This window comes from Leucobacter sp. Psy1 (assembly GCF_020096995.1).
Lineage (GTDB): Bacteria > Actinomycetota > Actinomycetes > Actinomycetales > Microbacteriaceae > Leucobacter.
Window position 1 is genome coordinate 391,421 of the sequence record NZ_CP083692.1, and the last position, 25,488, is coordinate 416,908.

The window sequence follows — 25,488 nt, forward strand, 5'->3', positions numbered from 1 at the left end:
CCGTTCTTCGTCCTGTGCTCGTTAGAGGTGGACTGTCTCACCCGTTGCGGCCGATTCGATCGCCGACTCGGCGACGCGCAGCGTCTCCAGCCCCTCGCGGAGGGTGACCGCTTCGTTCCGCACGCCCAGGGTCGCGTCGCGGAAGGCTTCGTGCTCACTTCTGAGCGGTTCGCGCTTGTCGAGCGCGAACCGCGTGATGGTCCCTTCGCTCACGCCGCGGAACGCGGTCATCGCATCCCACGTGCCCTCGGTCGTGCCGTTCTCGAAGAAGGAGAGGTCCGCGGTGAGCGTGTCGGCGATGTATGCGCCTCGCTCGCCGGTGACGACGGTCAGCCGCTCCTTGAACGGGGTCAGCCAGTTGACGATGTGGTTCACCATTGTGCCGTTGGCGAGCTTGCCGGTGATCGCGACCATGTCTTCGTGCTCGCGACCGCTGCGGAAGGCGGTCTGGGCGGCTACGGAGGTGTAGGAGGACTGCGCGAGCCAGGCGGTGAGATCGATGTCGTGGCTGCCGAGGTCCTTCACCACGCCGACGTCCGCGATCCGAACCGGGAACGGCCCCTGCCGGCGCGTCTGGATCTGGTACACATCACCCAGGTCACCGTTCTCGATACGGCCCCGGAGGCTCATGAGCGCCGGGTTGAACCGCTCCACGTGGCCGACCGCAGCAACGCGGTCCGCCGTATCGAACGCGTCGACCAGGCGGGTCGCCGCTTCGAGCGAGTGCGCGACCGGCTTCTCGATGAGCGTGTGCACGCCCGCTTCGGCGAGAGCGAGGCCGACCTCTTCGTGGAACTTGGTGGGAACCGCGACGACTGCGGCTTCGACGCCGGCTTCGATGAGGCCGTGCACCGAGTCCAGTAGGGGGGTGTCGCCGGCCACTCCGTGAGGATCACCCATGGCATCCGCCACGGCGATCAGGTCGATACCGTCCACCTCGCGCAGTAAACGGGCATGGTGACGCCCCATCATGCCGAGGCCGATCAGACCGTACTTGATGCTCATGTATTCATCCTCACCGCTTGCGCAGTCGTGGTCAGGGAACCAGTTCTAGTGTATTCCTCGGCGTCTCAGAGTGTCTCGCAATGCTCTCAGGCACCCTATCGCGGGCTCAGGGACAGCCGGTGATCTCGTAGAGCACCGCATCTCCTTCGCGGTCGACCTCGGTCAGCACGGGGGAGTCCTCAACGTCGGTGATGCCCTCGAAAGGTTCGGCTCTCGGGGTGTTCTTGAACACGTAGCGGGTGCCGAAGTCGAGCACGTAGGAGACATCGAGCTCGTCGGCGATGGTGCACGCCTGCGAGTCGCCGGTCTCGAGCGTGCTCGTCATCTCGGTGATCCGCGGGTCGTACGTGCCGCCCGTGTGCGGCACGAGCACCGGATAGTCGGCGAGCGCGTATGCCAGCGCGCCACCGTTCCACGGGTTGTTCGCGAGCGTCTCGCCTTCCGGAACATGATCGGAGAGGCGTTCGATGAGCGCGCGCTCGTCGGGGCTGAGGAGCTGCGAGTCTTCGCCCGCCACGTACTTGGTGCTGACGTACTGCACCCCGGCGTATGCTCCGGCGCCCTGCGTCGCCGCGAGAAGGAACGCCGCTCCAGCGGCTGCGGCGACGATCAGGGTCCTTCGGCGTCGAGGCGGGGTTCCTGTCGCGGCGAGCACTCGGCGCACTCCGATCCAGCCGATCGCGAGGAGCGCTGTGGCGCCGAGGACCGCGAGCGGCAGGGCACCGATCGAGATGAGGGACGCGAGGCGCCAGGAGTCGTTGTACCAGGGGTTCAAGAGGAGCGTGCGCCAGGCGCTCTCCGGGAAGCCGTAGGCCACGATGAAGAAGAGCGCGAGGATCGCCGCGCTGCCCAGCGCCCACCGCAGGCGGCGGCGCTGCCAGGCCAACACCGCCCCGATGAGGATCAGGAGGGTGACGGGCCACGCGTGCCCCTCGAGGCGCGGGGTGCTGCCGAGCGCATCGATCGCGGCTCCAATGGGACCACGGCTGCCCTCCCACGGGTTGTCGCCGGTGCGTCCGATGTACCAGGCGACGGCGATGGCCACGATGAACAGCAGTGCCCCACTCAGCGCCCCGGCGATGGCGAGCGGACGTGCCGGGCGGCGCCGAACCGCACGCAGTACCGCGGCGAGCACGGGGAACGCGCACCAGAGCAGGGAGACGTGCAGGGCGTTGGGGTGCGCGAGTGACGCAGCACCCAGCGTTCCGAGCAGCAGGAGCCACCTGGTGCCCGGAGGCAACGGGTCGCTCCATCTCGCTCGTCCCAGGTTCAGGAGCTGGAGCACCGCGACGAGCATGAACGGGATCAGCGCCGTCGACAGGAGGTTCGGGTAGAGCACGCCGTAGCCCGCGAGCGCCAGGGGGAAGCTGGGGAACGCAGCCGCGACAATGCCAGAGGCGAGCGTGGCGCGCGCGTTCGGCCCTGCGACGGCGCGCCCGAGTGCGACGGCCCCGATGGGCCAGACGACCGCGCAGACGACGAAGAGGACCGCATTCGTGGCCAGCGGGATCGATGCTCCGGAGAGCTGGACGACGAGCGCGACGAGACCGTGCCAGAGCGCCGGGTAGAACACGGACTGTCCGGGTGCGGCGAGGTCGAGGTCGTACGGCGCCGCACCGCCGAGGTCGAGGATCTGGCGCACCGCGTTGAGATGGAAGTTCGCGTCGTACGTCTGGGAGATCGCATCCGCGGACTTCATGCTCATGACGAGCGCGACCGCGATCGCCGCGCCGCCGAGAGCGGCGGAGCCGAGCGGCACCCGCAGCCGATGCGGACGCGACGGGCGCTGCCAGCGCGTTCCCACCCACCGTCGGAGCGGGAGCAGGATGAGCGCGAGCGCGAAGCTCACCGCGATCGGGGGGATCGGGCTCCACGGAATGCCGAGAATCGACGCGAGGATCGGTGAGAGAGCCAGCACTGCGAAGGCCGCTGCGATGCCGACGACGAGCGAGGCGTAGCCTCGCAGCCGCAGTGCGAGGGACACGGGAGCACCCAGCAGGGCGAGCAGGGCGAGCGTCGCGAGCAGAGGCGGAGCGAGCGCGACCCAGCTCATCACGGGCGCGAGTCCTGTTCCGTGCCGTTGGGATCCGGGCCGACGTCACCAGGTGTCGAGGAATCTCGGCCGGGTGCGCTGCTGCGTTCAGCGCGCTCCACGCGCTCCGAGAGGCGGGCTTCGAGCAGGGCGACGGCGCGCGCGAGGTCGGTGACTCTCGCGTCGCTCCGCGCCTTCGCCCGCACGGTTGCCACAGCGAAGAGCAGCACCATGACGACGAGGATGTAGAGGAGGAGGTCGGCGCCGCGACCGACGCCGACGAAGTTCGCGATCGTCGTGAGCGCATCGGGGAAGATGATGGCGAGTACCGCGGCGACGACGAAGAGTAGCGCGATGATGCGCTTCAGTGCGAGGGATCGGTCGCCGGGGAGGAAGCGGACGGCGGCGGTCGTTGCGATCACGACGCCGACGATGAGGATGAACTGGATCAGGAACATGGTGCCGCCTACCGGATCAGGAGATCGATCAGAATGTTCACGGAGTTGAGCAGCGACTGGCCCTTCGCCTTGGAGTAATCGGTGTAAATGACCTCGACCGGTTCCTCGGCGTAGGGGAGTCCAGTGCGTCCCAGGCGGACGACGATCTCGGTGCCGTGCGCCATGCGATCCTGCTTGAGCTTGATGCGACTCAGCGCGTCTCTGCGGATCACCCGGAGGCCGTTGTGCGCGTCGGTGAGCTTCGTGCGCGTGGTGATGTTGGTGACCCACACGGCGGTCTTCAGTACGATCTTTTTCAGGATCCCGGGTTTGGTGCGGTCGTCGAGGAATCGGGAGCCGAAGACGATCGCGAGATCCTCATCGCGAGCGCGCCGGAGCATCGCCAGTGCGTCGACCACGCGATGCTGCCCATCTGCATCGAACGTCACGACGTACTCCGCGCCCCGCTCGAGTGCGTACTCGAATCCGGTCTGCAGCGCAGCGCCCTGCCCGAGGTTGATCGGATGCGAGACGATGTGGGCTCCGGCTGCACGAGCGATAGTGCCGGATCCGTCCCGGGACCCGTCATCGATGCACACCACGTTGCCGAAGACCGGGGCGAGTTCACGCACGACATCGCCGATGACGGTGGCCTCGTTGTAGAGCGGAATCACCACCCAGGTGTCGGGGTGCCCCGAGCCCGTTGCGAGCGAAGCGGGGGAGACGTACGTCATGCCCCTATTCTTGCAGATCGCTGTGTGGGGTAACCTGGGGTAGCGGAGTGCTGAACCCACAGCCTCTGGAACGGCGCGAATCGATGATGTGCGGGGGACGACGCGTGAAGAGGCCTCAGACCTGGACCCGCTTCGCTGCCCTCGTCGTCGGGGCTTTGGTGCTCGCGACGACCGTGATCGTTCCCGCGACCGCTGACTCTGCCGAGGCGGCCCCCGTCACGGGGTTCAAGCCAGGCAACATCATCTCTGACGCCAACTTCTACAACGGTGGCGCGATGACGCAGCCCGAGGTGCAGAAGTTCCTCGAGCAGCGCGTGCCGCGCTGCACCATCGGCGACTCGGGGCGGAAAGCCGGATCGAAGTGGGGCAACACCACGATCGCCTCGAAGTGTCTGCGCAACTTCGAGATGACGACGAAGAGCCGTCCGGCGAACGCCTACTGCAAGGCCTATAACGGCCGGAAGGAGAGCGCCTCGCAGATCATCGCAAAGGTCGGACAGGCCTGCGGGATCAGCCAGGAGGTGCTCCTCGTGATGCTCGAGAAGGAGCAGAGCCTCGTCACCGATACGTGGCCGACGGTTCGTCAGTTCGATGTCGCTATGGGATACGCCTGCCCCGACAGCGGACCAGGCGGTACTGCGAACTGCGATCCGTCCCAGACCGGGTTCTACCAGCAGGTGTACCGTGCGGCGTGGCAGTTCAAGGTCTACCGAGCCCACCCCAATAACTACCGCTACAAGCAGGGTCAGAACAACCAGATTCAGTGGCACCCGAACACCTCGTGCGGCACGTCGACCGTCCGTATCGAGAACTGGGCGACTGCTGCGCTCTACATCTACACGCCCTATCGTCCGAACCAGGCCGCGCTCGACGCCGGTTGGGGTACCGGAAATTCCTGTTCGTCATACGGCAACCGCAACTTCTTCAACTTCTACAAAACCTGGTTCGGTGATCCGCACCGGAACCCCAATCCTCCCAAGCACTACGTGGGTCGCGAGCTGTAGGGACACCCTGCTCCGCAGGGCGGTTCGGGAGCGCTTGCCCTGGTCACGAGACCGGGCAGGTATTCTGTGAGGGTCAGACCCTCAGGGGTGCCGCACAGCTGAAAGGTCGCGCATCGCGATGAACTCCGACTTCATTCCCCCGGCGAAACCCATCATCGGCGATGCCGAGCGCGAGGCGGTCGACCGCGTGCTGCGTTCCGGAATGATCGCGCAGGGCCCCGAAGTCGCCGAGTTCGAGCGGGAGTTCGCCGCACACTTCGTCCAGGGTCGGGAGACCGTGGCGGTCAACTCCGGCACGAGCGGACAACACCTCGGGCTGCTCGCGGCCGGCGTCGGTCCCGGCGACGAGGTCATCGTCCCCTCGTTCACGTTCGCAGCGACGGGGAACTCGGTCGCGCTGACCGGTGCGACGCCCGTATTCGTGGACATCGAGCCCGACTACTACTCGCTCGATCCGGAGGCGGTGCGGGCGGCGATCACTCCGAACACGAAGGGCATCATGCCCGTCCACCTCTACGGGCACCCGTTCCTCGTCGACCAGATCGAGGCCATCGCGCAGGAGCACGGTCTCGCGATCTACGAGGATGCCGCACAGGCGCACGGCGCCAGCTGGGCCGGTCGCCCCGTCGGCACGATCGGCGACTTCGCGATGTTCAGCCTGTACCCGACCAAGAACATGACGTCGGGCGAGGGAGGCATGGTCTCTTGCGCGAACGGCGAGATCGCGCGCAACGTCCGCCTCCTGCGCAACCAGGGCATGGAGACCCAGTACGAGAACGAGGTGGTCGGCTTCAACGCGCGCATGACCGATGTGCACGCCGCCATCGGACGCGTTCAGCTCACGCGTGTCAACGGTTGGACGGAGCAGCGGCAGCACAACGCAGCAGCGATCACTGAGGGGCTCTCCGGTGTAGCCGGAGTGACGGTGCCGCGCGTGGCAGACGGTGCCGTGCACGTGTACCACCAGTACACGATCCGCGTGGATGCCGACGAACGGGAGCGCATGCGCAATGCACTCAAGGACGAGTACGGCGTCGGCAGCGGCGTGTACTACCCGATCCCGAACCACCGCCTTCCGTCGCTCGCGAAGTACGCGCCTGAACTCCACCTGCCCGAGACCGAGCGCGCGGCGAGCGAGGTCCTCTCCCTGCCCGTCCACCCCTCACTGACCGAGGGGGACCTCGACCGTATCGTCGACGCCGTCACCGCGGTCGCCGGCGCGGGCGCGTAGGGGGTTCAGCGAGCGTGCGCGTCGCGATCGCCAGCCGCATCTTCGAGCCCGAACCGAGTGCGGCATCGTTCCGCCTCGCCGCGCTCGCCGAGGCGTTCGCGCGGCACGGGCACGATGTCGCGGTGCTCACCGTCCGGCCGCCTGCGGAGGCGGGGGACGCTCGGAGTTCGACCGGGACGGCCGATCAGGCTGGCGACGATGCGCGGCCCTATCGTGTCCTTCGGTTCCCGGTGCTCCGAGACCGGTCGGGCTACGTTCGCGGATATCTGCCCTATCTGACCTTCGACGTCCCGCTGTGCCTGCGTATCCTGTTCGGTCCGAAGCGCGATGTGATCATCGCTGAACCCCCGCCGACCACCGGCTTCTTCGTGCGCATCGCTGCCGCAGTGCGGCGCACCCCGTACGTCTACTACGCCGCTGACGTCTGGTCAGATGCTGCGAGCCAGACCGGTGCTCACCGCGCGGTGATCGCGATACTCGGGGTCGTCGAACGGCTGGCCTGGCGAGGAGCGCGTCGCATCATCTCGGTGTCGCCCGAGGTGACCGACCGCCTGCGCGTGCTCGAGCCCAGAGTCGATCCGGTCACGGTCGGCAACGGGGTAGACGTCGCGAGATTCCAGAAACGCATCGACACGAGCGGCGACGCACCGCTGCGGGGCGCGCCAGCGGCCGGCTTCGTCTACGCGGGCACCGCGTCGGAGTGGCACGGCGCAGACATTCTGATCGAGGCATACGCGCGTGCCCGCGGGAGGCTCGCCGGGATCCCCCTCATGTTCATCGGGGGTGGAGCCGAACGGGATCGGCTCGAACACCGCGTCGATGAACTCGGTCTCACGGAATCGGTGAGCTTCTCGCGAGCACTTCCCGCTGAGGACATCGGGCCGGTGCTCGCCGAGAGCGTCGCCGCAGTCGCGACCCTGCGCCCGGGCGCAGGTTACGACTTCGCGTTTCCGACGAAGCTGTGGTCGTCCGCCGCGTGCGGCGCTCCCCTGATCCACGTCGGGCCGGGGCCGGCTGCCGCCTTCGTACGGACCGAGGTGGATGGAGAACCGCTCGGCGAAGCCGTGCCATACGACCCCGAGGCGGTCGCGGCGGCTCTCGTTCGCGCTGCTGAGCGCTACCGAGCGGAGGGCACCAGGCCCGAGCGTCGCGACGCCGTCCGTACGTGGGCGGTCGACCACGTGAGCCTGACTTCCGTCGCGGACACCGTCGTCCGCAGCGTCTCGTCGGAGCTTTCACGATGACGAGGCGCACTCCGAAACAGGTGGCATTCGACATCCTCTCGGTCGCCCGCCTCAAGCGGGCGGGTGTCCCGTTCCCTCCGGTCGCCGACCCGGAGCCCGGGCAGCGGACCCTCCTCGTCGGTCCGACGAATAGCGCGGGCCAGGGCAACGCCTGGGCTCGAGCTGCCGAGCGTGAGAACCCGCCGCTCGTCGCGACGAGCATGGCGTTCACCCGCGATCAGCGATTCGCGTTCGCCGTCGATCTCGCCGTGCCGTCTGCCTACGGCGCCCACAGCCGCGCCTGGCAGCGTCGCCAGTGGAGCGCAGTCTCCCGCTTCGAAGCCGTCCTGCTCGAGTCTGGGAAGCCGCTGTTCGCCGGATACCGCGGAACGGGGCCGCTCGCCGAGATCGCGGAGTTGCGACGCGCGGGGGTACGCACGGCACTGGTCTTCCACGGCAGCGACATCCGGGACCCGGACGCGCACCTCGGAGCGGAGCCGGACTCGCACTTCGCGGCAGATCCGGTGCTCGCTGATGCGCTCCGCGGGACCACTCGACGCAACCGCGAACTCATCGCATCTGCGGGGTGCGAGGTCTTCGTCTCGACCCCCGACTTGCTGTTCGACGTGCCGGAGGCCAGGTGGCTGCCCGTCGTGATCGACGTGGAGCGGTGGGCGGCCCCTGAACCGCCGCTCGCGCACGGCGGCGTGCCGCGCGTCGTGCATGTTCCATCGAGCTCGAGCATCAAGGGGAGCGAGTTGATCACTCCGGTGCTGGAGCGCCTCGCGAAGGAGCGGATGATCGAGTACGTCCCGGTCGCCGGGGTCCCGCACTCCGAGATGCCCATGCTGTACGGTCAGGCGGATATCGTGATCGACCAGATGCGCGCGGGAATCTACGGGGTCGCGGCCTGCGAGGCGCTCGCCGCTGGAAGGATCGTGGTGTCGCACGTCGCGAAGCGCGTGAGAGACCTGACCGCTCGGCTGACCGGAGATGATCTGCCGATCGTTCAGGCCGACGCGGCTACGCTCGAGGGTGTGCTGAGGGAGATCGTCGAACGACCGGAGCCGTTCCTGGCGCGAGCTCGGGGCGGCCCCGCATTCTCGGCGGCCCACCACGACGGGCGAAGGAGCGGACGAGTCATTGCCGACTGGCTGGAATCACTGAGTGAGGAGCGGCGATGAAGGGACTGTGGCGGACGCTCGTCGATCTATTCGACGTGCTGCCGAAGGGAGCCAAACCCTTCTACATCTGGTACTCGATCGTCACGGGAGCGCTGGCGATCCTCGACACGGTCGCGCTGGCCTTGATCGTCGCCGTGGTGACGCCGCTCGCCAGTGGTGAGCCGATCTCGCTGCCCGTGATCGGCGAGGTCGGAGGCACCGCTCCGGTGTGGATCGTGGTGCTCATCTGCGGGCTCTTCCTGCTGAAGGGTGCGCTCGCAATCACGCTCCACTGGTTCGCGACCCGGCGCTTCGCCCGCTACGAACTCGAGGTCGGCGACGCGCTCTTCCGGGCTTACACGCACTCCAGCTGGGAGAAGCGCTCGCGTCTCAGCACCGCCGAGGTAACGCGCATCGTCGACAGCTCGATGGCCAACACCAACCTCGGTTTCATCCTGCCGCTCTCGCAGGTGCCGGGCAACGCGCTGACGTTCGTCTCCGTGCTTGCGGTGCTGGTCGTCGCCCAGCCCGCGACGGCTGCGGTGGCGCTCGTCTACCTCTCTTCGTTCTCGGCCATCATGCTGTTCGTGATCGCCAGACGAGCGAGGCGCGCCGGCAACGACAACCGCGGATACGCGTACCGCGTTGCGACGATCATGACGGAGATGGTCGATGCCCTGAAGGAGGTGGTGCTCCGCGGCAAGCTCGACGAGATCGGGCGGGTGGTCTCGCGCAATCGCGCGGTCGCCACACGCGCGCGAGCGAACATCTCCTTCCTCGGCATCGTTCCGAAGTACGCGTTCGAGAGCGCCCTGATTGGCGGCTTCCTGATCATCGGCGGTAGCGCCTACCTCATCGGCGGCATCGCCGAGGCGATGACCGCGGTCGCGCTCTTCGCGGCGACCGGGTTCCGCATGATCCCTGCCATGACCACGGTGCAGTCCTCGTTCACCACCGCCGGAGCGAACGAGGTCTACGCCCGTGACGTGATCCGTCAGCTCACCGAAGCGCGTAGCGACGACTCGGTAGCCGCGGCGCAGGCAGCGGATCGCGGGACGCTGCCGGATCGCCCGAAGGTGCTGGAGCTCCGCGACGTCCACTTCAGATACCCGGGCGGTGAGCGCGACGTGCTCGAGGGGCTCTCGCTGTCGATCCCGTTCGGTTCGAGCCTGGCCGTCGTCGGCCCGTCGGGTGCTGGGAAGTCGACGCTGATCGACATTCTGCTCGGTCTCAGCGTCCCCACCGCCGGCGCGCTCGCGATCGACGGACAAGATCTCACCGACGTGCTTCGGCAGTGGCGGGCCAGTGTCGGCTACGTGCCGCAGCGCGTGGCGCTGTTCGACGCCTCCATCGCGCAGAACGTCGCGCTCACCTGGGAGCAGGACTACGACGCCGAGCGCGTGCGCGATGCGCTCGAGCGCGCGCACCTCGGCGAACTGGCATCGCGCGGCGAGGGGATCGAAGCGCACATCGGCGAGCGCGGCGCCTCCATCTCCGGTGGGCAGCAGCAGCGCATGGGCATCGCGCGAGCGCTCTACTCCGATCCGCTGGTCATGGTCATGGACGAGGCGACGAGCTCGCTCGACACGGCCACGGAGAACCGCGTCACCGAGTCCATGCAGGAGCTGCGGGGCGAGGTCACCTTCATCACGGTTGCGCACCGCCTCGCGACCGTGCGCAACTACGACCAGATCTGCTACCTCGACGGCGGACGTATTCAGGGACAGGGGACCTTCCAGGAGGTCGTCGCCCAGGTGCCGGCGTTCAAGGTGCAGGCGGAATTGGCGGGACTCATATGACGCAGCAACCGATGCGCAGCGATGCGCGGCCGAGACTGCTGATTCTGTCGTTCTCACGCATCTCGACCGATGCGCGGCTGCTCAAGCAGATCGCGCTCTTCGCGCCTGAGTACGCGGTCACGACCTGCGGGTACGGACCGCGGCCCGAGGGCGTCGTCGATCACATCGAAGTGAGTCCGGACGAGCCGCGCGCCGTCGTCCTGGCCCGCGCCGCATGCATCCGGCTGCGCCTGTTCGGTGTCGCCTACGCCGTCACTCCGGCGGTGCGACAGGCGAAGCGTGGGCTGCGCGGTCGTGACTTCGATGCGGTGCTCGCGAACGACCTCGACACCGTCGGCCTCGCGCTCACGGTGGTGCCTGGAGACCGGATCCACCTCGACCTCCACGAGTACTGGCCGGGCCGTGAGGATCAGAACCCGGCGTGGGTGCGCATCCGTCTGCCCTACTATCTTTGGCAGCTCCGTCGACGGGCCGTTCGTGCGCGCTCGGCAACCACTGTGAGCTCTACCATCGCCCGTCGGTACGCTGAGGAATTCGGCATCGACGCCGGGGTCGTTACGAACGCCAGTCCGCTGCGCGCGTTCGAGCCGCACCCCACGGCCGATCCGCCACGCATCGTGCACTCCGGAGCGAGCCTCGTGAGTCGACGAGTCGAGAACATTATGCGCGGCGTCGCCTCGGCGCAGAACGGTGCGACGCTCGACCTCTACCTCGTCGGGGCGGGGACACCATACTATGAGAGTCTGCAGCGGCTCGCCGATGAGCTCGGCGACCGGGTGCGGTTGCTACCACCGGTGGCGCACGACGAACTGCTCGCAACGCTGAACCAGTACGACATCGGCATCCACGTGCTCCCGCCGACGAATACAAACAATGCGCTGGCGCTGCCGAACAAGTTCTTCGACTACGTTCAGGCGCGACTCGCGATGCTCATCGGGCCGACCGCCTCCATGGCCGACCTGCTCGCCGAACACGATCTCGGGGTCGTCAGCGAGGGGTTCGAGCCCGAGCAGATCGCGAGGGCGGTCGAGGCCCTGGACCCCGCGAGCGCCGATCGATATCGCGCGAACGCGCACGCGGCGGCGGATGCCCTCTCCTCCGAGCAGCAGAACGTCGGCTGGGCGCGGGCGATCGCACGGATCGCGCCGCCCGCGAAGGGCACGCCGTGACCGGTCGGCCCACGATGATCTTCCACGCCGCCTATCGCCTGGATCCTCAGGCGAAGAGTGCGAGCGGTATCAGGCCGCAGCGCATGCTGCGGGCCTTCACCGACCTGGGGTACGAGGTGCTCGAGGTGAGCGGCACCCACGCCGAACGCCGGGATCGGATCCGCGACCTCACCGAGCGGATCGCCGAGGGGTTGAGAGTCGACTTCGTCTACTCCGAGGCTTCGACGCAGCCGACCGGCCTCGGCGAACCGGTGACCCGCGCGACCAGTCTGCGGCGCGACCTCTCGTTCCTCATCGGGTGTCAGCGTGCTGGCATCCCGGTCGGTGTCTTCTACCGCGACATCTATTGGCGCTTTCCGATCTACGCGCAGCTCATCGGTCGGTTCCGTGCCGCGATCATGCGGCAGTTCTACCGCGCCGATCTGCGCCGGTACCGGCGCGGTGGCCTCACGGTCTTCCTGCCATCGGAACGGATGGGGGAGTGGGTGCCCATCGTTCCGGCTGACCGCTTCGTTCCGCTGCCGCCCGGCGCGGAAATTCGCGATGCCAAACCGTCGACCCCGACGGCGACGGATGCCGGTGCGGCGCCGGACGACGCCGCACCGCTCGAGGTGCTGTACGTCGGCGGGCTCGGCAAGAACTACCAGCTGCACGAGACCGCGCGCGCGTTCACCCGCGTCGAGCACGCGCGTCTCACGATCTGCACGCGCGAGGCCGACTGGGCTGCGGCCGCCGCGGAGTATGGGGAGTTCGTGGGGGATCGGGTGCGTGTGGTGCATCGCAGTGGTGAGGAGCTGCGTGAGTTGTATGCGGCTGCGGATGTGTGCGTGTTGGCGGTGAAGCCGATCGTGTATTGGGATTTCGCGTCGCCGATGAAGTTGTACGAGTACCTGGGGTACGGCAAGCCGGTGCTGGCGAGCGAGGGGACGCTTGCGGGGCGTGTGGTGGAGTCCGAGGGGATCGGGTGGACGGTGCCGTATCGCGAGGATGCGTTGCGTGCGGTGCTGGAGCGGTTGTCTGCGGATCGTGGCGAGGTGGAGCGGTGCGCGGTGCGTGCGCGTGAGGTGCGTGCTGAGCATTCGTGGGAGGCGCGTGCGCGTCAGGCTGCGGTCGCGCTCACCGGAAGCGATCCTCTCGCGACATCGGGGGAACGAGAGGCATCATGAGCCCGCAACCCGAGATGATCTTCCATGCGCCGTACCGTTTGAATCCCGAGGCGACGTCGGCGAGCGGGCTACGTCCCGTCCGCATGCTGCGCGCGTTCACCGAGCTCGGGTACCGAGTCCATCAGGTCGTCGGCACGAGCAGTGAGCGCGCACGAGAGATCAGACGCATCAGGGGCGCGATCGCCCGCGGAGAGATCCGACCCGAATTCGTCTACTCCGAATCCTCGACGATGCCGGCGTTCATGACGGACCCCGATCATCTGCCGCGCCACCCGTTCGTCGATGCCGCGTTCTTCCGATTCTGCGAACGCCGCGGGATCCGCGTGGGGCTCTTCTACCGCGACATCTACTGGCGGTTCCCGATCTACCGTGAATCGGTGCGCGCGCCGATCGCCCAGGCGATGCGACTGCTCTACCGGTTCGAGCTCGCAGCCTATCGGGTCGCCGGCCTGCGGCTCTTCCTCCCCTCGCTCGAGATGGGACGATGGATCCCGATTCTGCCGCGCACCCGGATGCGGGCGCTGCCGCCCGGCGGAGAGATCCGCGACGCCGCGACGACCGCGACGGCGGACCGGCTCCGGCTGCTCTACGTCGGCGGGCTCGGCAGCAATTACCAACTCCACGAGACCGTCCGCGCCGTGTCCGAGGTTCCAGACGTCGAGCTCACGATCTGCACCCGCCCTGCAGAGTGGGAGCAGCGCTCCGCGGAGTATGGGGAGTTCGTGGGGGATCGGGTGCGTGTGGTGCATCGCAGTGGTGAGGAGCTGCGTGAGTTGTATGCGGCTGCGGATGTGTGCGTGTTGGCGGTGAAGCCGATCGTGTATTGGGATTTCGCGTCGCCGATGAAGTTGTACGAGTACCTGGGGTACGGCAAGCCGGTGCTGGCGAGCGAAGGGACGCTTGCGGGGCGTGTGGTGGAGTCCGAGGGGATCGGGTGGACGGTGCCGTATCGCGAGGATGCGTTGCGTGCGGTGCTGGAGCGGTTGTCTGCGGATCGTGGCGAGGTGGAGCGGTGCGCGGTGCGTGCGCGTGAGGTGCGTGCTGAGCATTCGTGGGAGGCGCGTGCGCGTCAGGCCGCGGTCGCGCTCACCGGGAGTGATGCGAGCGATCGCTGATCGATGCGACGGGTGTTCCCGTAGTATGGGGTGAGTCGTCGTCTCTGAAGGGGGTTCGCCAATGGCGCGAATGGATCGCCGAGTGGGCGTCAGCGCCGCCCTCCTGACCGGGGTGCTCGTCTTCGGCCTCGCTGCCCCATCGTGGGGCATTCCTCTGCGCCCGGCGGTCGAGCAGACCCCGGCCGACGCCGAGACCGACCCGACGGCTCCGCCCGAGTCGGGTGACGCGGACGCCCCCACGCCAGAGCCGACCGAAGATCCGTCCACCGATGCTGGCGGTACCGCCGACGGCACCGAGGCGGATGTGGACGCGGACGCGTCGACAGAGGGCCCCGAGGCGAATGCGGACGCCACGGCGGAGGAAGAGCCGGAGCCGACCGAGGAGCCCGCTCCCACCGAGGAGCCCGAGCCCACGGACGAGGCTGACGCAGAGCTCCCCGAGCTGCTCGCGAGCCCGCTCTCGGTCACGCTCCGGGGTGAGATGGCGGCGCTCGGCTCGCTCGCGGATCAGCGCAACGGTCGTCTTGCCGGGGCTGATCGCTATGCGACCGCCGTTGCCGTATCGAAGCACGCGTATAGTCGTGCCGATACCGTGATCGTCGCGACGGGCCTCGACTTCCCGGATTCGCTGAGCGCCGCGCCGCTCGCGGCCAAGCTGCGTGCTCCGCTTCTGCTGACGCAGCCCGGGGGCCTGCCCGCGGCCACGCGATCCGAGATCCAGCGGCTGAAGCCGAAGACCATCATCATCATCGGTGGCACGGGTGCCGTGAGCAGCGCCGTGCAGCGCTCCCTCAATGGTCTCGCCGGCAAAGTTGAGCGCATCAGCGGCAAGGACCGGTACGCCACTTCAGTGGCGGTATCCAAGCGCGGGTGGACGAAGACGGCACCGAGCGCCTTTATCGCGACCGGCCGCGACTACGCCGACGCGCTGGCAGCCGGTGCGGCAGCCGGCCGTCTCGGTGTTCCCGTCATCCTGGTGCCCGGGAACGCGTCAACGGCTCCGGCGGTTCTGCGCAGCGAGATCACCCGGTTGAAGCCGAGCCGGATCTACATCGCGGGCGGCACGGGGGTCATCACTTCCGCGATGCAGAAGTCGATCGCAAACGGCAGAGCGGTGACTCGCTACGCCGGTGCCGACCGGTACGAGACCTCTGCCCGCATTTCCGACGGCATCTTCTCGGGTGCTTCACGAGGCACCTACCTCGCCTATGGGCTCGGGTTCGCCGATGCACTCACCGGTGCCGCAGCCGCGGGAGTCGAAGGGTCCCCGTTGCTGCTCGCGCGTGACACCTGCATCCCGACTCCGGTGTATGCGGCGAGCGACCGTCGCAACCCGAATCGCACCTTCCTGCTCGGCGGCACCGGTGTACTGACGAACGGTGTCCGCAACGGCAACGAGTGCATGCGCAAGCCCTCGGGGATCAGCAACGCCAGCTGGTCGGGCACGCAGAAGCTCTACGCGCGCATCAACCAGGAGCGCTATTCGGCCGGACTCGCCGCTGCGCGCTTGGCTGACGGACCGCGCGGCACACCCGCCTACTCGTGGGCGAACCGGAAGACCGTCGCGTTCAACAACAGCTTGAAGTCGCAGCAGCCGTGGGTCCGGTACGAGGGCACCGGACGCAGCAGCACGAAGAACGATCGTGTCGCCGGTGCATACAGCCACTTCACGAAGGACGCGAAGGCCAAGAAGTGGATCCTGCGCAAGACGAACGGATCGCGCACCTTCGTCAGCATCGGGTTCGCGTCGGCAAACCCCTATAGCTACGCCACGATCTACGTCGGCACCGGTCTCAAGTAACTTCAACCGGCAGCCCGGGCTCGCTGTGCGCGAACCCGGGCTCGTGCGTCAGCTCGCGCAGCGGGAACCGAGTCTCACCGATTCGGTGAGCACTCCCGTACCACCGAGCACGTGGATGCGCGCAGGCTTCACGGTGTTGAGTGCGCTATCGACGACCCGGGGTACGCAGATCTGCTGCGCCAGCACCAGTGGCGCTTTCTTCGTGCCCGCGGCGACCGCACCGGAGAGCGCGTCGGGGAAATCGAGGCCGGCGGCGACGTAGGCGTCCCCGCGTGCCGTGTGGTGCGCGCGTGCGATGAGCGCGGAGGTCTCGTACCGGTTCTTGCCGGCGAACCGTGTCACCGTGTGGCGCTGCTTGAGTGAACGCTCGATGCCTGCCGAGACGGCACCAGTGCCGCCCGCGATGGATACTCGGGTCACCCCCGCATTCCTCAAGGCAGTCCCGGTCGCTGCGGGCATACTGCTCGCGGCCCCCGGTACCAGCACCACCGGCGCGTTGACCGAGCCGGCGGCGGCACTCGCCGAGAGCGCGTCGGCGAAGTCGGTGCCCGTCGCGACGAAGGCGCGTGGCGCGGACGTGCCCCACCCGCGCTTCATGATGGCCAGAGACGTGGCGTACCGATCCTTGCCCGAGATCCTCTCGACGGTGCGTCCGTTGGCGCGCAACTGACGCAGCGCCGTGTCGCTCACCGCGCCGGTGCCGCCGACGACGATGACTCGCTTCGGCTTCAGCCTCGAGATCTCGTTCAGCGTGGCCTGCGGCACCCCGTTCTTCTGGGTGAGCAGCAGCGGTCCCCCCAGCTTCGCAGCGAGGGGAGCGGCGCTCAGGGCGTCGGGGTAGTCCAGGCCGAGCGCAACCACGGCGGTGCCGCCCGACGTCTTGGGGAATGCGTGCTTCGAGACCGCCGCTGCGGTGGCATAGCGATCCTTGCCCGAGATCCGACTGCGGGTTGTCGGGTAGTCGCTCGCCTGCACCGTTTCGGCCGCTGAGACGGAGCCGCTGCCGGTGACGTAACCCGATGCGCTCGGCTTCACGCGCACCGAGATCTTCTTGCCGAGGTCGCTATTGGTCAGCCGGTAGGTGGACTTCGTGGCGCCCGAGATCGCCGTACCGTTCCGCATCCACTGGTACGACTCGGTGACCTTCGACGGGGTGCCGAGCTGTGTCGACCACGAGCCGGAGAGACGCGCACGGATATCTCTCCCTGGGACCGGGGCACCGCCGCTCACGACCTCGGTCGTGACCTGCTTGCCACCGGCGCGGAAGCCGCGGAACTCCACTCGCACCGTCGAAGCGGTCGCCGTCGACGACACGTTGGTGATGCGAACGGTGCTCCCGTACGGGGTGTTCGACTGGCCAGCGGCCATGGTGTAATGCTTGCCGCGCAAGTTGCCCGAAGTGAGGTTCTGCGCCACCACGGACGTGCGCAGTTCGCGGCCGCCCGACCAGCTCTCCGGATAGCTCTTGACGACGCGCAACCCGGTTCCGACGTAGCTGCCAGGAACGTTCGGTGCGTTCCAGACGGCACCGTTCGACCAGGGCGCACCGGAGTCCTGACCCGCACCCGAGCGGTACTCAACGAAGAAGTCGCCGCCGGACGTCGGACTCGTGACCTTCAATCCGCGGAGTCCTGAGGCCTGGTCGGCAGACCGGATGCTGATCGTCTGCGTGAGTCCAGAGGAAGCCGACACCGTGCGCAGCGAACCCGAGGGAAGCACGCCGAGCGCCTGCTTCTGCGGAATGGTGAGCGCCGGGCTCTTCGTGGTGCGGAGCGAGTTGTCGAACCCCATGGGACTCCAGTGATCGCCGTACTCGACATCGGAGCAGGGAGATACCGGGGTCTGCCTGGTGCCACCGGTGTCGGGCCAGTACTTCGCCTGCGTTGCGGAATCCGTCGTCGTTCCGCTGCACTGCCTCGCGTGGGAGTGTCCGAGTCCGAAATTGTGGCCGAACTCGTGGTCGAGCGTGGGCTGCGCGCGCCCGACTGCCGTTCCGCCGGGTCGGATCGCGACATCGGTCCACACCATTCCGCCGCTGTGCAGTGAGCCGAGGGTGCCCATTCCGGCCCACCCGCACCCTGCGGACTGGGTGAACACGACGAGGTGACGGCCGGCATTGCGTCCCTGGTAGTCGTATGCGGTGCGCCCGAACTGCCGAGCCGCGGCGTCCCACACGCCCCAGAAGTTGCACTTGTCCGCGTACGAGAACGACTTGGTGCTGGTGATCGAGAGTCCATCGATGGCTCGCCCCGTCTGCGAGCTCCAGTAGCTCGATGACGACCGCACCATGTTCTGCAGGGCGGCGTGTCCGGGAGACGTGCCCCCGTTCACCCAGGCGATGTCGACGAGGTGCTTCTGCTGCGCGATCTGCGGCGCCGCGCTGAGTGCTCCCGCAGCGGGCAGCTCGGCCTGTGCGGCGATCGCGACATCGCTCACTGCCTCGAGTACCTCGTCGTCCGTCGGGGTGTCTCGAGCGACCGTCGCATCGAGGGCATCGACGACCTCGTCGTGAATGTCGTCCGGGAGGGCGACGGTTCCGGTGAAGGTCGCACCCGGCTCGAGGACTCCCTCGACGGATTCGGGATCTATCGGGACGATCGGGCCCTCTTCCGTGGCGATCGCCGCGCCGGCACCGCTCTCGGTGTGCACGCCCTCGTCGCCGTCGTGATGGGGCTCGTTCGGCGTCATCAGGATGACGCCAGAGATGTCGAGCGTTTCCGGGGCATCGGTCGGCCCGTCGGAGACGTCACTGTCATCCGCCGTGTCGTCGGGCGTCGATGCACCATTCGCGTCGTCGGTGGACTCCGGTTCGGTGCCATCGGCATCCGCGCCCTCGGCATCTGCATCAGCCGTGCCGGTCTCCGGTTCTTCGGTTATGGAAGCGCTGGTGTCACCCCCGGACTCGGCCTCATCGGAACCGGGAACCGGTGTCTCGACGGGTGCCGTCGACGGCTCGCCAGTGTCTTGAGCGAGTGCCGGAGCGCCGCTGATGATGAGCAGCAGCGCCAGGGCACCGCCGATCGATGCCCGAATGGTTGCACGCATATCCTGTTGTCCCCTGTGTTCGTCCCCGGGGGAAATAGTAACCCGGAATGGGCAACAGTGTGTCTCGAATCAATACCGGTCTGCGGGCTCGCCGCGCGGCTGCTACCGGCTCAGACCTTCCACGATGGCCGACACCGCACGGACTGCGGCGTGGCCGTCGCCGTAGGGCGCCTCGTCGGTCGGTCGGGGTGCCGGGCGCGTGACCGCAGCGGTGATCTCCGATGAGGTGTTGGCGAGTACGTTCCAGCCGAGTTCGACGGTCTCGACCCATTCGGTCTCCCGACGCACGGTCGTGCAGGGGACGCGCAGCAGGAACGCCTCTTTCTGCAGACCACCGGAGTCCGTGATCACTCCGGCGCTGTCGAGCACCGCAGCGATGAGTTCGGGGTAGGCGAGTGGATCGCGCGTGGTGAGTGCACCGGTATCCAGGTCGATGCCGTGCTCTTGCGCCTTGGCGCGCACCCGCGGGTGGGCGAGCAGAACGACGGGGCGATCGACCTCGGCGAGCGCATCGACGACCTCGCGCAGGCGCTCGGGGTCATCGGTGTTCTCAGCGCGGTGGATGGTGGCCACGTAGTAGCCGTCCGCGGCGTCGAGATCTGCGAGGGGATTCGACGCATCCGAGGTCCGCACCGCATCCCGCACCTGGAACAGGACGTCGGTCATCACATCCCCGACGAGAACGGTGCGCTCCGCGAGCCCCTCGTGCGCGAGATGCCCGACCGCGACCTCGGTCGGAGCGAGGCAGAGGTCGGCCGCATGGTCGGTGAGCACTCGGTTGTGCTCCTCGGGCATCGCGCGGTTGAACGACCTGAGCCCGGCCTCGAGGTGGGCGACAGGGTAGTGGAGCTTCACCGCACTCACGGCCGCCGCGAGTGTCGAGTTCGTATCGCCGTACACCAGCACGCAGTCCGGCTGGAATCGCTCGAGCACCTCGTCCATCTGCGCGAGCATCGCACCGGTCTGGGCGCCGTGCGACCCCGAACCGACGCCCAGGTGAGCGTCGGGTTCAGGGATACCGAGATCGCGGAAGAAGACGTCCGAGAGCATGGGATCGTAGTGCTGGCCCGTGTGCACGATGACGTGTTCGTGACCGTCTGCGGTCAGCGCCTGAGCGATGGGGGCGAGCTTGACGAACTGCGGGCGCGCGCCCACGACACTCATGATCTTCACGCGGACCATCCTACGCAGGGGCTCCGCAATACTCGGTGAGTACCATGGGGCCTATGCGTGTGCTGGTCGTCACCCCCTGGTTCCCGAGCGAACGCGCTCCCGGCTCTGGCGTCTTCAATCTGCGCGACGCGCGCCTCATCGCCGAGTACCACGACGTCACGGTGCTGCATCTCATCCGGCCCGAGCATGCGAGCGACACCGAGACGGACCCGGAAGATCTCCGCGTGATACGCGTGCCGTATAGCTTCGAGCGTCCCTGGACGATCCTCCCGGCGGCCCGCCGCGTCCGGCGCCTCTTGCGTGACTTCGACGTCGTGCACTCGATGGCCTTCCCCGGTCTGCTGCCGGTCCGGCTCGCTCGGCCACGGGTGCCCTGGTTGCACACCGAGCACTACTCGCAGCTCGTCACCCCGCCGTCGTCACCGCGCATGGCGCTCAGCCTGGCCGTCCTGAAGCCGCTCTTCCGTCGACCGACGCGCACGATCGCGGTGAGCCGCGCGCTCGCCGCAGTTATCGACCGCTACCGCCGCAGCCCGACCAGGGTGATCGGGAACGAGGTGATGATGCCGGTCGAGCCGCTCCCGCCTCGGCCCGACGCGCTGTCGGACGGGGCCGCGGTGCGCCTCATCGGGGTCGGTACCCTGATCGAACGGAAGGGGCCCGTCACGGCGGTCGAGACGATGGTCGAACTGCGTTCGCGGGGCGTCGACGCCTCGCTGACGTGGGTGGGCGGAGGCCCGCTCGCCGATCAGATGCGCGCGGCGGCCGAGCGGGCGGGAGCCGGGGGCTCCCTGCGCCTGACGGGGCACCTCGATCCCGACGCACTCTCGCGGGAGCTGTCGACCGCTGACCTTTTCCTGCTCCCCGTGGAAACCGAGACGTTCGGCGTCGCGATCGCCGAGGCCTTCGCGCACGGGCTGCCGGTGGTCACCACGGGCAGCGGCGGACACGTCGAGTTTCTGCCTGCCGAGGCATCGCGACTGGTCCAGTCGCGATCAGCGCTGCCGCTCGCCGATGCCGTGCAAGAGCTCTGCTCCGCACCGGATCTGTGGAGCCGGGACCGCATCAGCGCCTATGCGCGCGACCGCTTCTCGCACGAGGCCAGGGCGGAGGCGTACCGCGCAGCGTACGCCGGGCTAGAATGACCACGTGAAGATTGCCGTAGTAGCCACAGGGAAAATCGGTCTGCCGCTCGCGACGCAGTACGCGTCGATGGGGCACGAGGTCGTCGGAGTCGATGTGAACCGCGCGCTGGTCGACTGCATCAATCGTGGCGAAGAGCCGTTCCCCGGCGAGGCTGGTCTCGCCGAGAAGCTCGCCGAGCAGGTGCCGTCAGGTGCGCTGCGCGCGACGACCGAGTACGCCGATGCGATTCCCGGTGCCGACGCCGTGGTGCTCGTCGTGCCGCTCCTCGTCGATGAGGAGACCTGGCAGCCCGACTTCGGCTGGATGGACGCCGCGACGCGTTCCCTCGCCGAGCACCTCACGCCTGGCACGCTGGTGTCCTACGAGACCACTCTCCCAGTCGGCACGACGCGGAACCGGTGGAAGCCGCTGATCGAAGAGGTCTCCGGCCTGACCGAGGGCCAAGATTTCCACCTCGTGTTCTCGCCCGAGCGCGTGCTCACGGGCCGCGTCTACGCCGACCTGAAGAAGTACCCGAAGCTCGTCGGGGGGCTCAACGAGGCGGGCGCCCGGAAGGCGATCGAGTTCTACGAGTCGGTGCTCACGTTCGACGAGCGCGACGACCTGCCCCGTCCGAACGGCGTCTGGGACATGGGTACCGCTGAGGCCGCCGAGATGGCGAAGCTGGCCGAGACGACCTACCGCGACGTCAACATCGGCCTCGCCAATCAGTTCGCGCGCTACGCAGACGTCGCCGGCATCGACGTCTACAAGGTGATCGAGGCGTGCAACTCCCAGCCGTTCAGCCACATCCACCGCCCGGGCATCGCGGTCGGCGGGCACTGCATCCCGGTGTACCCGCGCCTGTACCTGTCGACGGATCCCGATGCCGACATCGTGCGCACCGCCCGTAACTACAACGCCACCATGCCCGCCTACGTCGTCGACCGGGTCACTGAGATCATCGGCGATCTTTCCGGAACGAAGGTCACCGTTCTCGGCGCTGCGTACCGCGGCGGCGTGAAGGAGACCGCGGTCTCGGGTGTCTTCCCGACCGTCGAGGCGCTCGTCGCCCGTGGTGCAGAGGTGACGGTGCACGATCCGCTGTTCACCGACGAGGAACTCGCGGGCTACGGTTTCGCCGCGCACACGATCGGGGATCCGGCGGACGTCGTGATCCTGCAGGCCGATCACGCCGAGTACCGCGACCTCGGTCCCGCCGACTTCCCTGGCATCAAGCTGTTCGCGGACGGGCGCAACGCCACCGATCCCGCGAAGTGGACGGGCGTGCCGCGCATCGTGATCGGCGCCGGTAGCTAGCCCGACCGGGGTCTCCGCCCCCTGCGGTTCACGATCCGCTCGCTTTTCACGTTCCGCTCGATCTGATCTCGGCGTGTCGAGCGAGCGGAGCCTCAGAAACGAGCGGAACGTGAAGCCGGCGCGATGGCAGGAGCGGCTCGCGTCCCCTACCTCCGGTACTTCGGGTTGTCCGGGAAGCGGGGCTGGGGGTTGAACGTGCGCGCGGTCTTCAGCGCCTGGTACATCCGCTTCTTGACCGGCTTGGCGACGCCGCCCTCGCGCATCTCACGGTAGACGCGGAGGCAGTAGAGCGCGAAGGAGAGGCGTCCCTCGTTGCGGAGGCGGTAGGAGCCCTGGTTGCGGGTGCCCTTCTCGAACTTCCAGATGTTGGTCTCGTCGACGTGGCGGTAGTTCACGCCGGCGTTGACGCCCATGTCGTGGACGACGACGCTGTCCATCGCGATGATGCCGGCACCGTACTCGCGCAGGAGTCGCTTGGTGTACTCCTTGTCGTCGAACCAGATGAAGTACTCGCCGAGCGGGAGCCCGTGCTCCGCGATCGCCCAGCGAGGAACCAGCACTGAGACGAAGGTGCACTCGGTGATGAGCATAGAGTTGAGACCCGTGAGGTAGGCCCTCGGCCAGTCCCAGGTGGTGATCGGGTTGTTCATCTCGCAGAGCGACCCGTCGGTGAACTTCACGAGCGAGCAGGCGAAGGGCACGTCGTACCCGAGCACCTGGGAGGTCTCCTCGCGCTGGTCGAGGAGGATCTCGAGCGCGTCCGGCTCGGGGTAGCAGTCGTCGTCCATGACCCACACGAAGTCGGCACCGAGGTTGTACCCGCGAGCCATGCCGTGCTCGAATCCCCCTGCGCCGCCGAGGTTCTCGTCGAGGTGGAGGATGTCGAGCCGGTCGTCGTCGAGGCCGTCGAGGTACTCGCGCGTGCCGTCGGTGGAGTTGTTGTTCACCACGACGACGTGGTCGCAGGCGTAGGTCTGCGCGAGCACGGTCTCGAGCGTCTTCGGCAGCTTCGGCAGCCGGTTGAACGTCACGATGACCGCTGCGACGGTGCCCTTCTGGGCGGAGGCGTGCGGTTCGGTGACGATCGGGATCGGCCGGGTGCTCGGACGCTCCTCGTCGAATGACTCAGCCACGGTCGGCTCCTTCCTCCGAGGTCGTACCCGGCGTCAGTTTCGCTTCCACGAGGTCGAGCATCTCGGCGACGCGCAGGCTGTCGCGACGGTACTCGTCGAGCTCGCGCTCCAGGGCCTCGACGCGGGCGTTGACCTCGCGGAGTTCGCCGGCCGAGGCGAGCGGCAGGCGCTCCCGCAGCAGGCGCTTGATCCTCTGTTTCATCGTGATCCCCTCGATGCGGTCTGGGTGGTCGATTGGGCGGTCGCGGCGGACGGCTGCTGCGTGAAGCGTACCCCGTACGGAGCGCGATGCCAGTCCGCGCTCGTCGGTGTCAGCGGGACGATCTCGACGTCAAGACCGAGCGCTGCGGCTTCCTCGGCGAGCGCATCCGGTGCGATGCCGGGGTTCGCGAGTTCCGGCGGGCGCTTCGCCGGGTCCGGTGTGCTGTACAGCGTGGCCAGCGCGACCCCTCCGGAGCGGAGCGCCATGCGGATGAGGCGCAGCGCCTGCGGGCGCGCGTGCGGTCCGAGATGGTCGAGCAGGTGGTTGGCGACGAGGTCGAACGCGCCCTCGATGCCGGTTTCGCGCGGCAGGGACAGCGCCGATACGCGCGAGAGGTTCACGTGCGCCGTCGTGACCGGGGTGCCGGTAGCCTCCGCCAGGGCGCGAGCGTAGGGCGAGTAGTCGGCGGCGATGACGCGGCGGGCCGACGTGTCGGATCCGGATCCCCCCTCGGCCAGCCGGGCGGAGAGCCACCCGTCGCCGCTCCCGAGGTCGATCAGCGCCGGCGCCGTCAGGCGATCCTGCTCGCGCAGGATCCAGTCGGCCCCGCAGCTCCAGGAACCGTCGTGGGACCCCTCGGAAGAAGCGCTGGCGCTGGTGCCGTCGCGGAAGAAGTCGTTCCAGAAGTCGCGGGATCGGTGGAAGGACCCGAACCAGTTCTGGAAGCGCCTCACGGTAGCTCGAGGGGTCTCGAGGCGATAGCCGGGGATCGGGGTGCGCCAGTGCTCGTCGTAATTGATGACGAGCCAGTGCTCCGGGTCGGCGGGAGCCGGGAAGGGGCGATCCTGAATCGTGACGGTCGAGAACGGGAGCATCTGGTTCTCGCGCATCTCGCCGCGCACGTGGAACGGCTGGTTGATGCGCCCGTCCTCGGTGAAGAACGCGGAGAAGACGTCGACGTAGTGATCGAGTGCTCCGGCGGGGGTGCGGAAGTAGAGCTGCATGTGCGTGGCGCTGTGCCGCACGAGCTCGTATCCGAGGGACTCGAGCGCCCGGCCGATGGCGAAGCCCTCGCGGGCGACGTCGGCGGGGTTCGTGTGCGTGGAGAGGTAGGCGACGTCGGCGTCGTCGTCGTGCGGGAGGAGGGCGTGGTCCCTGACCGCGCCGAGGAGGGTGCCGCCGACGACGAAGGGGCGCAGACCCATCTCCTCGAGGTGGGCGATGACCTCGGCGGTGCGGTCGAGGATCCGCTCCTGCACGCCGGGGTTGCCCGCCTCCAGCGTCTTGCCGAGCCGCCCCCACTTGTTGAGGGCGAGCGGCACCCCGTCCTCGTCGACGATCCGGGTGGTCACCGGCTCGTCGGTGAATCGCGCATCGGTCGCGGCGATCAGGGTGCCGGTGGCCGAATGGTGCAGCTCGACGCGGGTGCTGCCGCGCAGATGGGGGAGGATCGCGTCCGGCCAGGCCACCTCGGAGGCGCCCCGGTCAGGCAGCACGTTCAGATCGATGGACCAGACCCGGTCTTCGCCGAAGAAGACGTCGACGGAGCGAACGTCGTCGGAGAGGGTCGGCAAAGCCACACCCGTGGTGCTGACAGCGAACGACATGAGC

At 68.0% G+C, this 25,488-nt stretch carries 20 protein-coding genes; 11 read left to right on the forward strand and 9 right to left on the reverse strand.

What is annotated here, in order from left to right; genetic code table 11:
- Nucleotides 1-21: 21 nt before the first annotated feature.
- The 4 genes from K8P10_RS01835 to K8P10_RS01850 form a co-directional block, all read right to left on the reverse strand.
- A complete protein-coding gene (locus K8P10_RS01835; protein WP_224780110.1) occupies nt 22-1,005 on the reverse strand; it encodes a Gfo/Idh/MocA family protein in 984 nt (327 codons plus the stop codon).
- A gap of 106 nt (nt 1,006-1,111) precedes the next feature.
- Nucleotides 1,112-3,058 (reverse strand): DUF6541 family protein, encoded by a 1,947-nt coding sequence (locus K8P10_RS01840; protein ID WP_224780111.1) that lies wholly within the window; start codon nt 3,056-3,058, stop codon nt 1,112-1,114.
- Nucleotides 3,058-3,495 carry a DUF2304 domain-containing protein gene (locus tag K8P10_RS01845; RefSeq protein ID WP_224780112.1) on the reverse strand — a complete coding sequence of 146 codons (438 nt, stop codon included), beginning with the start codon at nt 3,493-3,495 and terminating at the stop codon, nt 3,058-3,060. Before K8P10_RS01845 ends, K8P10_RS01840 begins: the two co-directional genes overlap by 1 nt.
- A gap of 8 nt (nt 3,496-3,503) precedes the next feature.
- On the reverse strand, nt 3,504-4,208 hold the full coding sequence (locus K8P10_RS01850; protein WP_224780113.1) for a glycosyltransferase family 2 protein: 705 nt from the start codon (nt 4,206-4,208) through the stop codon (nt 3,504-3,506).
- A gap of 104 nt (nt 4,209-4,312) precedes the next feature.
- Between K8P10_RS01850 and K8P10_RS01855 the strand changes: the two genes are divergently transcribed.
- The 9 genes from K8P10_RS01855 to K8P10_RS01895 all read left to right on the forward strand — a co-directional run bounded on the left by K8P10_RS01855 (nt 4,313) and on the right by K8P10_RS01895 (nt 15,879).
- Nucleotides 4,313-5,212 carry a hemagglutinin gene (locus K8P10_RS01855; RefSeq protein ID WP_224780114.1) on the forward strand — a complete coding sequence of 300 codons (900 nt, stop codon included), beginning with the start codon at nt 4,313-4,315 and terminating at the stop codon, nt 5,210-5,212.
- A 118-nt stretch (nt 5,213-5,330) separates the two neighbouring features.
- On the forward strand, nt 5,331-6,443 hold the full coding sequence (locus tag K8P10_RS01860; protein ID WP_224780115.1) for a DegT/DnrJ/EryC1/StrS aminotransferase family protein: 1,113 nt from the start codon (nt 5,331-5,333) through the stop codon (nt 6,441-6,443).
- Nucleotides 6,444-6,457: 14 nt separating this feature from the next.
- Complete coding sequence (locus K8P10_RS01865) at nt 6,458-7,687, forward strand: glycosyltransferase family 4 protein (RefSeq protein WP_224780116.1); 1,230 nt, start codon at nt 6,458-6,460, stop codon at nt 7,685-7,687.
- Nucleotides 7,684-8,850 (forward strand): glycosyltransferase, encoded by a 1,167-nt coding sequence (locus K8P10_RS01870; protein ID WP_224780117.1) that lies wholly within the window; start codon nt 7,684-7,686, stop codon nt 8,848-8,850. Before K8P10_RS01865 ends, K8P10_RS01870 begins: the two co-directional genes overlap by 4 nt.
- The gene (locus tag K8P10_RS01875; RefSeq protein ID WP_224780118.1) at nt 8,847-10,628 is read left to right on the forward strand and encodes an ABC transporter ATP-binding protein; all 1,782 of its coding nucleotides are present in this window, start codon (nt 8,847-8,849) and stop codon (nt 10,626-10,628) included. Before K8P10_RS01870 ends, K8P10_RS01875 begins: the two co-directional genes overlap by 4 nt.
- On the forward strand, nt 10,625-11,797 hold the full coding sequence (locus K8P10_RS01880; protein ID WP_224780119.1) for a glycosyltransferase family 1 protein: 1,173 nt from the start codon (nt 10,625-10,627) through the stop codon (nt 11,795-11,797). The genes K8P10_RS01875 and K8P10_RS01880 overlap by 4 nt, the downstream gene beginning before the upstream one ends.
- Complete coding sequence (locus K8P10_RS01885) at nt 11,794-12,963, forward strand: glycosyltransferase family 4 protein (RefSeq protein ID WP_224780120.1); 1,170 nt, start codon at nt 11,794-11,796, stop codon at nt 12,961-12,963. Before K8P10_RS01880 ends, K8P10_RS01885 begins: the two co-directional genes overlap by 4 nt.
- A complete protein-coding gene (locus K8P10_RS01890) occupies nt 12,960-14,078 on the forward strand; it encodes a glycosyltransferase family 4 protein (RefSeq protein WP_224780121.1) in 1,119 nt (372 codons plus the stop codon). The genes K8P10_RS01885 and K8P10_RS01890 overlap by 4 nt, the downstream gene beginning before the upstream one ends.
- Nucleotides 14,079-14,139: 61 nt before the next feature.
- Entirely contained in the window at nt 14,140-15,879 is a 1,740-nt protein-coding gene (locus tag K8P10_RS01895; protein WP_224780122.1) for a cell wall-binding repeat-containing protein, read from the forward strand.
- A gap of 48 nt (nt 15,880-15,927) precedes the next feature.
- On the opposite strand, the gene K8P10_RS01900 is transcribed toward K8P10_RS01895, so the two are convergent.
- Together K8P10_RS01900 and wecB are read right to left on the reverse strand one after the other, a co-directional pair.
- The gene (locus K8P10_RS01900) at nt 15,928-18,924 is read right to left on the reverse strand and encodes a cell wall-binding repeat-containing protein (RefSeq protein WP_224780123.1); all 2,997 of its coding nucleotides are present in this window, start codon (nt 18,922-18,924) and stop codon (nt 15,928-15,930) included.
- A gap of 102 nt (nt 18,925-19,026) precedes the next feature.
- The gene (gene wecB, locus K8P10_RS01905) at nt 19,027-20,097 is read right to left on the reverse strand and encodes a non-hydrolyzing UDP-N-acetylglucosamine 2-epimerase (protein WP_224780124.1); all 1,071 of its coding nucleotides are present in this window, start codon (nt 20,095-20,097) and stop codon (nt 19,027-19,029) included.
- Between the two features lie 53 nt (nt 20,098-20,150).
- Between wecB and K8P10_RS01910 the strand changes: the two genes are divergently transcribed.
- Nucleotides 20,151-21,242 carry a glycosyltransferase family 4 protein gene (locus K8P10_RS01910; RefSeq protein WP_224780125.1) on the forward strand — a complete coding sequence of 364 codons (1,092 nt, stop codon included), beginning with the start codon at nt 20,151-20,153 and terminating at the stop codon, nt 21,240-21,242.
- Nucleotides 21,243-21,246: 4 nt separating this feature from the next.
- Nucleotides 21,247-22,542, forward strand: a complete 1,296-nt coding sequence (locus K8P10_RS01915; protein ID WP_224780126.1) for a nucleotide sugar dehydrogenase — start codon at nt 21,247-21,249, stop codon at nt 22,540-22,542.
- Between the two features lie 146 nt (nt 22,543-22,688).
- Here K8P10_RS01915 and K8P10_RS01920 read toward each other — a convergent pair whose 3' ends face one another.
- Genes K8P10_RS01920 through K8P10_RS01930 form a run of 3 tightly spaced genes read right to left on the reverse strand, consistent with a single transcriptional unit; the run spans nt 22,689 to nt 25,484 of the window.
- Nucleotides 22,689-23,675 (reverse strand): glycosyltransferase family 2 protein, encoded by a 987-nt coding sequence (locus K8P10_RS01920; protein WP_224780127.1) that lies wholly within the window; start codon nt 23,673-23,675, stop codon nt 22,689-22,691.
- Complete coding sequence (locus K8P10_RS01925) at nt 23,668-23,877, reverse strand: DUF6752 domain-containing protein (RefSeq protein ID WP_224780128.1); 210 nt, start codon at nt 23,875-23,877, stop codon at nt 23,668-23,670. Before K8P10_RS01925 ends, K8P10_RS01920 begins: the two co-directional genes overlap by 8 nt.
- A complete protein-coding gene (locus tag K8P10_RS01930; RefSeq protein ID WP_224780129.1) occupies nt 23,874-25,484 on the reverse strand; it encodes a class I SAM-dependent methyltransferase in 1,611 nt (536 codons plus the stop codon). The genes K8P10_RS01925 and K8P10_RS01930 overlap by 4 nt, the downstream gene beginning before the upstream one ends.
- Between the last annotated feature and the right edge of the window lie 4 nt (nt 25,485-25,488).

What these genes read in the sequence shown, in the direction of transcription:
- K8P10_RS01895 (WP_224780122.1), top strand. Translation starts at nt 14,140, where the DNA reads ATGGCGCGAATGGATCGCCGAGTGGGCGTCAGCGCCGCCCTCCTGACC.
- K8P10_RS01860 (WP_224780115.1), top strand. Translation starts at nt 5,331, where the DNA reads ATGAACTCCGACTTCATTCCCCCGGCGAAACCCATCATCGGCGATGCC.
- K8P10_RS01910 (WP_224780125.1), top strand. Translation starts at nt 20,151, where the DNA reads ATGCGTGTGCTGGTCGTCACCCCCTGGTTCCCGAGCGAACGCGCTCCC.
- K8P10_RS01930 (WP_224780129.1), bottom strand. Translation starts at nt 25,484, where the DNA reads ATGTCGTTCGCTGTCAGCACCACGGGTGTGGCTTTGCCGACCCTCTCC.
- K8P10_RS01890 (WP_224780121.1), top strand. Translation starts at nt 12,960, where the DNA reads ATGAGCCCGCAACCCGAGATGATCTTCCATGCGCCGTACCGTTTGAAT.
- K8P10_RS01840 (WP_224780111.1), bottom strand. Translation starts at nt 3,058, where the DNA reads ATGAGCTGGGTCGCGCTCGCTCCGCCTCTGCTCGCGACGCTCGCCCTG.
- K8P10_RS01875 (WP_224780118.1), top strand. Translation starts at nt 8,847, where the DNA reads ATGAAGGGACTGTGGCGGACGCTCGTCGATCTATTCGACGTGCTGCCG.
- K8P10_RS01880 (WP_224780119.1), top strand. Translation starts at nt 10,625, where the DNA reads ATGACGCAGCAACCGATGCGCAGCGATGCGCGGCCGAGACTGCTGATT.
- K8P10_RS01835 (WP_224780110.1), bottom strand. Translation starts at nt 1,005, where the DNA reads ATGAGCATCAAGTACGGTCTGATCGGCCTCGGCATGATGGGGCGTCAC.
- K8P10_RS01925 (WP_224780128.1), bottom strand. Translation starts at nt 23,877, where the DNA reads ATGAAACAGAGGATCAAGCGCCTGCTGCGGGAGCGCCTGCCGCTCGCC.
- K8P10_RS01845 (WP_224780112.1), bottom strand. Translation starts at nt 3,495, where the DNA reads ATGTTCCTGATCCAGTTCATCCTCATCGTCGGCGTCGTGATCGCAACG.
- K8P10_RS01900 (WP_224780123.1), bottom strand. Translation starts at nt 18,924, where the DNA reads ATGCGTGCAACCATTCGGGCATCGATCGGCGGTGCCCTGGCGCTGCTG.
- K8P10_RS01870 (WP_224780117.1), top strand. Translation starts at nt 7,684, where the DNA reads ATGACGAGGCGCACTCCGAAACAGGTGGCATTCGACATCCTCTCGGTC.
- K8P10_RS01850 (WP_224780113.1), bottom strand. Translation starts at nt 4,208, where the DNA reads ATGACGTACGTCTCCCCCGCTTCGCTCGCAACGGGCTCGGGGCACCCC.